The following is a 6218-nucleotide window of genomic DNA, read 5'->3' as shown; positions in this document are numbered from 1 at the left end:
AATGTTTCTCCTGCCTGCGGGGCCGAAAGGCCGACGCAGGCGGTGCAAGCCCCCGTCGTCTAGCGGCCTAGGACGTCGCCCTCTCACGGCGGTAACGCCGGTTCAAATCCGGTCGGGGGTACAAGTACCGAAGCGGTCCCTCTCAGCCAGCGCTGGGAGGGACCGCTTTCGCGTTGTGGGCTCGCTCGCGCTCGGCTTCGGTCCCGATCGGGTCGTCGACGACCAGCGGGAGCTCGCTGTCGGGAACCTCGGTGTGGTGGTCGTTGGTGTAGAAACGGACCTCGTGGCCGTCGGGGTCGTGGGTGCCCGGCAGGATCCAGCCGATGGTGGCGAAGTGGACGCCGGCGTTCTCCTCGCCGAACCCGGCGAGACGCTGGGCCAGTTTCTCGAGATCCGCCTTGTCGCGTACGCCGATCGAGAAGTAGTCGAAGCCGCTCGCCCGGGTGGCGAGATCCGGATCGAGGACGAATCCGATCAGCGGGCCGCCGTTCGGGTGGCGCATGGTGATGCCGGTCGTGCGACCGCGCTTGGTGAACTCGATCAGCGTGACGTAGCCGAGCCGGGACGCGTACCAGGAGCGTGAGCGCTCGAGGTCGCCGACCGGCAGCTTCACGTGGTGCACCCCGTCGAGGGCGGGAGCGTCGGTGGTGATCATGAAACACCTCCCATTGGATGCAGTCATACTGCAATCATGCAGTTATACTGCATCTCGTGACCACGCCTGTCAAGGGGCTTCGTGCTGCGAAGGTGGCCGAGACCCAGGAGCGCATCCTCGACGCCGCGAGAACGCTGTTCGTACGCGACGGCTACCACGCGACCGCCCTGACGGCGGTCGCCGACCGGGCCAGGGTCGGGCACCGCACCGTCTATGTCCGGTTCGGCACCAAGGCGGCTCTGCTGCGGAGTGTCGTCGATGTGGCCGTCGGGGGAGATGCCGAGCAGCGGACCGTCGGTGAGCGCGAGTGGTTCCAGGCGGCCCTCACCGGGCCGGGTCTGCCGGACCGCATCGAGGCGCTCGTCGGTGGGATCGCCGACCTGATGGGGCGTGCCGGTGATCTGTTCGAGGTCGTCCTGCAGGCGCAGGCCTCCGAACCGGAGCTGGCCGAGGCCTTCCAGGCGGGCCGTGCCGACACCCGCGAGCTCCTGCGGCGCTTCGTCCGGGCCGCCAGGATCGACGGCCTGCTCGCGGAGGTCGTCGACCCGCTCTGGCAGGAGGAGACGGTGGCCCTGGCCTGTCAGGCGGAGACCTACCTGCTGCTGCGGCGTACGACGGAGTGGGGGGCGGGGGAGTATCGCGACTGGCTGCGGCGCACGTTGACGGAGGTGCTCGCTCCCGCCTGATCCTCGGTCGCTCCGGCTATCTCGGGGCCGCCGGGGTCATCGGCTGCTCTTCGGGATCCAGGTCCAGCTGCATCCAGGCGACGTCGTGCCAGGCGTCGAGCTTCCAGCCGATGCGGCGGTAGACGCCGACATCGGTGAACCCGAAGGAGCGGTGGAGGCCGATGCTCGCCTCGTTGGGGAGCGCGATCCCGGCCAGGGCCCGGCGGTAGCCGCGCTCCTTCAGGATCGGGAGGAGGGCGGCGTACAGGGCCTTGCCGGCGCCGCTTCGGCGGCGGCCGGCCTCGAGGTAGATCGACACGTCGCAGGCCCACTGGTAGGCGGCGCGGGTGCGGTGGCTGGTGGCGTACGCATAGCCGACCACCCTGTTGTCGGCCTCCAGGACGAGCCAGGCGTGCTCGGCCTGGGCTGCCTTGATGCGATCGGCCATCTCCTCGGCAGTGGGTGGCTCGGTCTCGAAGGAGATGACGGTGTCGCGGACGTACGGCTCGTAGATCGCGGCACAAGCGGCGGCATCGTCGGGGGTGGCGTCGCGGATGGTCCAAGAGGGAGGCATGTCTCCTATAGTAGTCGCATGGCTCACGATAGTGACATGTTCGGCGATGCGCTGGCGACCAACATCAGGTCGGCGCGGGAGTCGGCCGGGATGACCGTGGCGGCTCTCGCGGAGGCCTCCGGCGTCTCGCGGGCGATGATCTCCAAGATCGAGCGGGGCGAGGCGCAGCCGACCGCGGTGCTGCTCGCCCGGCTTTCCGGCGCGCTGGAGCTGACCCTGTCGGAGCTGATCGCGCGAGCCGAGGGCGACGCGGTGCGGCTCGCTCGTCGCGCCGAGCAGCCCGAGTGGAAGGATCCCGAGACCGGTTACGTACGCCGCGCCGTCTCGCCGCCCGCGCGCGGGATCCTGGAGCTGGTCGAGGTGGAGTTCCCGGCGGGTGCGTCGGTGGCGGCGCCCGCCTCGGCGTACGCGTTCAAGGAGCAGCAGATCTGGGTGCTCTCCGGACATCTGCGGTTCGTCGAGGGCGACCTCGTCCACGAGCTCGACGCGGGAGACTGCCTGCAGCTGGGGCCGCCCGCCGACTGCGTCTTCGTCAACCCGACCGACGAGCCCTGCCGCTACCTGGTGGTGCTCGGCAAGCGGCGCGGGTGAGTCATACCGGGACGCCGTTCGCCCACACCTTGAGGGTGAGGGGTACGCCGGGGCGGTAGGCCAGATGCTTGGCCGATGGGGCGTCGAGCGCGTGCAGGTCGGCGCGGCCGCCCTCCACGATCCGTCCGGTGGAGTCGTCGAGTCCGAGCGCGGTGGCGCCGCCGACGGTCGCTGCCCACAGGGCCTCCTCGAAGGTCAGCCGCTGCTGGAGCACGGCGGTGGCGACGCAGAAGGCCATCGAGGTCGTGAAGGAGGAGCCGGGGTTGCAGTTGGACGCGATCGCGATCGTGGCGCCGGCGTCGACCAGGTCGCGCGCCGGGGCGAGCGGCTCACGGGTGGAGAGGTCGCAGGCGGGCAGGATCGTGGCGACCGTGGTCGACCCGGCGAGCGCGTCGATGTCCTTCGGGCTCAGGTGGTTGCAGTGGTCGACGCTCCGCGCGCCCAGCTCGACGGCGAGCTGGACCCCGCCGGACTCGCCGAGCTGGTTGCCGTGGACCTTGACCCCGAGTCCGGCGTCGCGGCCGGCCAGGAGGATCTCGCGGGACTCCTCGACGTCGAAGGCGCCGGTCTCGCAGAAGACGTCGATGTGGGTCGCGTGGGGAGCGACCGCCGCCAGCATCGGGCCAGTCACCAGGTCGATGTAGTCGCGACGGTCAACGCCCGCGGGGACCACGTGAGCGCCGAGGTAGGTGACCGTCTCGGCGTGCTCGGCGCTGATCCGGGCGAGGCGCTGCTCGGTCTCGACGTCGAGGCCGTAGCCGGTCTTGGCCTCGAGCGTCGTGGTGCCACCACGATGGGCCTCGGTACGCAGCCACAGCGCCCGGGTCCGGAGGTCGTCGTCGGTCGCCGCGCGGGTCGCCTCGACCGTACGCATGATCCCACCGGCCTGATAGGGCCGGCCGGCCATCCGGTCGACGAACTCCTCGGCGCGATCGCCCATCGAGACCAGGTGGGTGTGGGAGTCCACCCAGCCCGGGAGCACCGCGCGGCCCCCGAGGTCCTCGCGCGCGTCGGCTACCGGGGCCCGGTCGGCGGGCCCGATCCAGGCGATGCGGCCGTCCTCGATCACGAGCGCTGCGTCGCGGAGGGTGCCGTGCTCGTCGGTGTGGGTGGTCAGCTCGCCGATGTTGGTCAGCAGCAGGCTCATCGCAGCTCCTTCAGGGCTTCGGTCACCAGAGTGGCCGGGTCGCGGCCGTCGGCAAGGTGGCCGTTCTCGGCCACCACCAGTCCGCCGACGACGACCCTGGTCACGTCGGCGGCGGTCGCCACGAGGGCGAGCTGGTCGAGGGAGGCTCCGGCCGTGCGTACGGAATCGGGGTCGATCTCCACCAGGTCGGCACAGGCGCCGACCCGGAGACCGGCGGCGAGACCGCAGGCTGCGTAACCGGCGCTCGTGCGGACGGACTCGAGGTCGGCGGGGGAGAAGCGGCCGCGTCGGCGGCTGCGGAGGCGTTCGGCGGCCTCCAGGCCGCGCACCTCGAGCCAGGGGTCGATGACCGCGTTCTGGTCGGAGCCGAGCGCGATCCGTACGCCCGCGTCGGCCAGGTCGCGGGCGGGTCCGATGCCGTCACCGAGGTCGGCCTCGGTGGTCGGGCACATCACCACACCCGCGCCGCTCTCTGCGATGAGGGCCATGTCGTCGTCGGTCAGATGGGTGGCGTGGACCAGCCAGGTGCGCGGCGAGAGGGCTCCGGCGTCGGCGAGGACCTGCGTCGGCGTCCGTCCGTACGCCGCGAGCGACTGCTCGTTCTCGGCCGGCTGCTCGGAGAGGTGGACGTGCAGAGGCGTCTCAGGCGGTAGCCCCTCGGCGACGAGAGCGATGTCGTCGGGGGAGACGGCGCGTACGGAGTGGATGGCCGCGCCGACGGTGTGCTGCTGCTCGTGGAAGCGCTGCCACCGCTCGAGCCAGGCGGCCGCTGTGCCGTCGCCGAAGCGGCGCTGCTCGGGCAGGAGCGGCTTACCCGGGGCGCTGGTCAGGTAGAGGGTGTCGAGCAGGGTCAGGCGGATGCCGACGCTGGTGGCGGCGCGGACGAGCGCGGCGCCGAACGCGTTGGGGTCCTCGTAGGGAGTCCCGTCAGGGCGGTGGTGGACGTAGTGGAACTCGGCGACGGTCGTCCAGCCGGTCACCAGCATCTCGGCGAAGACGGCCTCGGCCAGGCGCTCGTAGGACTCGGGCGTGAGGCGGTCGGCGGCGGCGTACATCTGCTCGCGCCAGCGCCAGAAGTCGCCTCCCTGGTCGTGGGTCCGGCCGCGCAGCGCGCGGTGGAAGGCGTGGGAGTGGGCGTTGCCGGAGCCGGCGAGCACGGTGCCGAGGCGGAGGCCGGCGGTCTGCGCTTTCCCGCCCGGGGCGATCGCGGAGATCCGGCCGCCGGTCACCTCGATCACGACGTCGGTGACTTCGACGCCCTCGACCAGGGCCCGCTCGGCGTGGATCCGGGTGGTGCCGGCGCTCATCGGGGCTCGCTCGCCAGCAGCCGGACGACCTCGGTCAGGGCTCGCGCCCCCGCCCTGCAGTCGTCGTCGGTGGCGGTCTCGTAGGGGGAGTGGGAGACGCCGGTGGGGTTGCGGGTGAAGAGCATCGCGGTCGGGACGGCGGACGCCAGGATGCCGGCGTCGTGACCGGCGCCGGTCGCGAGCACCGGGACCCCGCCGAGTGCTCCGACGAGCCGTTGTCGCAGGTCAGGGTCGAAGTGGACGGTGGAGGCGTAGGACTCCTCGGTCACCTCCAGGCTGCAGCCGTGCTCCTCGGCGGCCGCGTGCGAGGCCGTCAGGATCTCCTCGAGGAGGGCTCTGGTCTGCGGGTCGGTGTCACCGCGTACGTCGAGCCAGGCATCCACCCGGGAGGCGATCACGTTGGTGCCGCCCGGGATCGGGGTGAGACGCCCGATCGTGGCCCGCGCCGCGTCGGCCCCGTCGTGGGCCGACGCGATCCGCTGGGCGGCCAGGAGCGCGGCCGCCATCGCGGCCACCGGGTCGCGACGATCCCGCATCCGGGTCGCCCCGGCGTGGTTGCCCTCGCCGGAGAAGACCAGCTTCCAGCGGCCGTGGGCCAGGATGCTCGAGGCAACGGCTACCGGCTCATCGAGATCGGCCAGGCCGATGCCCTGCTCGACGTGGAGCTCCACGAACGCAGCCAGGCTTGCCAGCCGCTCCTCGTCGAGGCCGAGCCCGGCCGGGTCGATCCCGTCAGCCCGGCAGGCGTCCGCGTACGTCACCCCTGCGTCGTCGGTCAGCGCCGCCACCGTCGCGCCGGGGATCGCGCCGGTCATCAGCTTCGACCCCAGGCATGCGATGCCGAACCGGGAGCCCTCCTCCTCGCCGAACGCCGCGACCGTCACCGGCCGGGCCGGCTCGAAGCCCTCCTCCATCAGCGCCGAGACCGCGGCCAGGGAGGAGGCGACGCCGAGCGGGCCGTCGTAGGCGCCCCCGCCCGGCACCGAGTCGAGGTGGGACCCGATCGCGATGGTCCCCGCGCCGACCGGACCCCAGTGGGCCCAGATGTTGCCGTTGCGGTCGGTCTCGACCTCGAGGCCGAGCCCTGCCGACGTATGCCGGAACCACTCGCGCAGCTCCAGCTCTGCCGGTTCGTAGACGTGCCGGGAGTAGCCACCGCGTACGGGGTCGCGGCCGATCTCAGCGATCTCGCCCAGCAGTTCGACGACGTCCAAACTCACAGTCTTCCTCTACATCGTTGCCGAGTCGGCTCGTCATGACGGGCCGACTCGGCACGGAT

At 71.8% G+C, this 6218-nt stretch carries 7 protein-coding genes and 1 tRNA gene; 3 read left to right on the top strand and 5 right to left on the bottom strand.

Translation table 11 applies throughout. The features are described 5' to 3' along the window. Positions 1-48 precede the first annotated feature (48 nt). Positions 49-121, top strand: a tRNA-Glu gene (locus ACFVJS_RS25590). A gap of 21 nt (positions 122-142) precedes the next feature. On the opposite strand, the gene ACFVJS_RS25585 is transcribed toward ACFVJS_RS25590, so the two are convergent. Further along, complete coding sequence (locus ACFVJS_RS25585) at positions 143-655, bottom strand: VOC family protein (protein ID WP_378886266.1); 513 nt, start codon at positions 653-655, stop codon at positions 143-145. A 56-nt stretch (positions 656-711) separates the two neighbouring features. On the opposite strand from ACFVJS_RS25585, the gene ACFVJS_RS25580 reads away from it, so the two are divergent. Continuing rightward, complete coding sequence (locus tag ACFVJS_RS25580) at positions 712-1341, top strand: TetR/AcrR family transcriptional regulator (protein WP_378886264.1); 630 nt, start codon at positions 712-714, stop codon at positions 1339-1341. A gap of 16 nt (positions 1342-1357) precedes the next feature. Here the strand turns inward: ACFVJS_RS25580 and ACFVJS_RS25575 are convergent, their stop codons facing one another. Continuing rightward, positions 1358-1894 carry an arsinothricin resistance N-acetyltransferase ArsN1 family B gene (locus ACFVJS_RS25575; protein WP_378886262.1) on the bottom strand — a complete coding sequence of 179 codons (537 nt, stop codon included), beginning with the start codon at positions 1892-1894 and terminating at the stop codon, positions 1358-1360. Between the two features lie 18 nt (positions 1895-1912). Between ACFVJS_RS25575 and ACFVJS_RS25570 the strand changes: the two genes are divergently transcribed. Then, positions 1913-2485: a helix-turn-helix domain-containing protein gene (locus tag ACFVJS_RS25570; RefSeq protein ID WP_378886261.1), complete on the top strand. Its 573-nt coding sequence runs from the start codon at positions 1913-1915 to the stop codon at positions 2483-2485. A 1-nt stretch (position 2486) separates the two neighbouring features. On the opposite strand, the gene hutI is transcribed toward ACFVJS_RS25570, so the two are convergent. Genes hutI through ACFVJS_RS25555 form a run of 3 tightly spaced genes read right to left on the bottom strand, consistent with a single transcriptional unit; the run spans position 2487 to position 6153 of the window. Continuing rightward, positions 2487-3632 (bottom strand): imidazolonepropionase, encoded by a 1146-nt coding sequence (gene hutI / locus ACFVJS_RS25565; protein WP_378886259.1) that lies wholly within the window; start codon positions 3630-3632, stop codon positions 2487-2489. Continuing rightward, positions 3629-4939, bottom strand: coding sequence for a formimidoylglutamate deiminase (locus ACFVJS_RS25560; RefSeq protein WP_378886257.1), 1311 nt, complete (start codon positions 4937-4939; stop codon positions 3629-3631). The genes hutI and ACFVJS_RS25560 overlap by 4 nt, the downstream gene beginning before the upstream one ends. Further along, the gene (locus tag ACFVJS_RS25555; protein ID WP_378886255.1) at positions 4936-6153 is read right to left on the bottom strand and encodes an allantoate amidohydrolase; all 1218 of its coding nucleotides are present in this window, start codon (positions 6151-6153) and stop codon (positions 4936-4938) included. The genes ACFVJS_RS25560 and ACFVJS_RS25555 overlap by 4 nt, the downstream gene beginning before the upstream one ends. Between the last annotated feature and the right edge of the window lie 65 nt (positions 6154-6218).

This window comes from Nocardioides sp. NPDC057772, from assembly GCF_042798075.1.
In the GTDB taxonomy this organism is placed as follows: domain Bacteria; phylum Actinomycetota; class Actinomycetes; order Propionibacteriales; family Nocardioidaceae; genus Nocardioides.
This window is presented reverse-complemented; position numbering and strand designations above follow the sequence as displayed.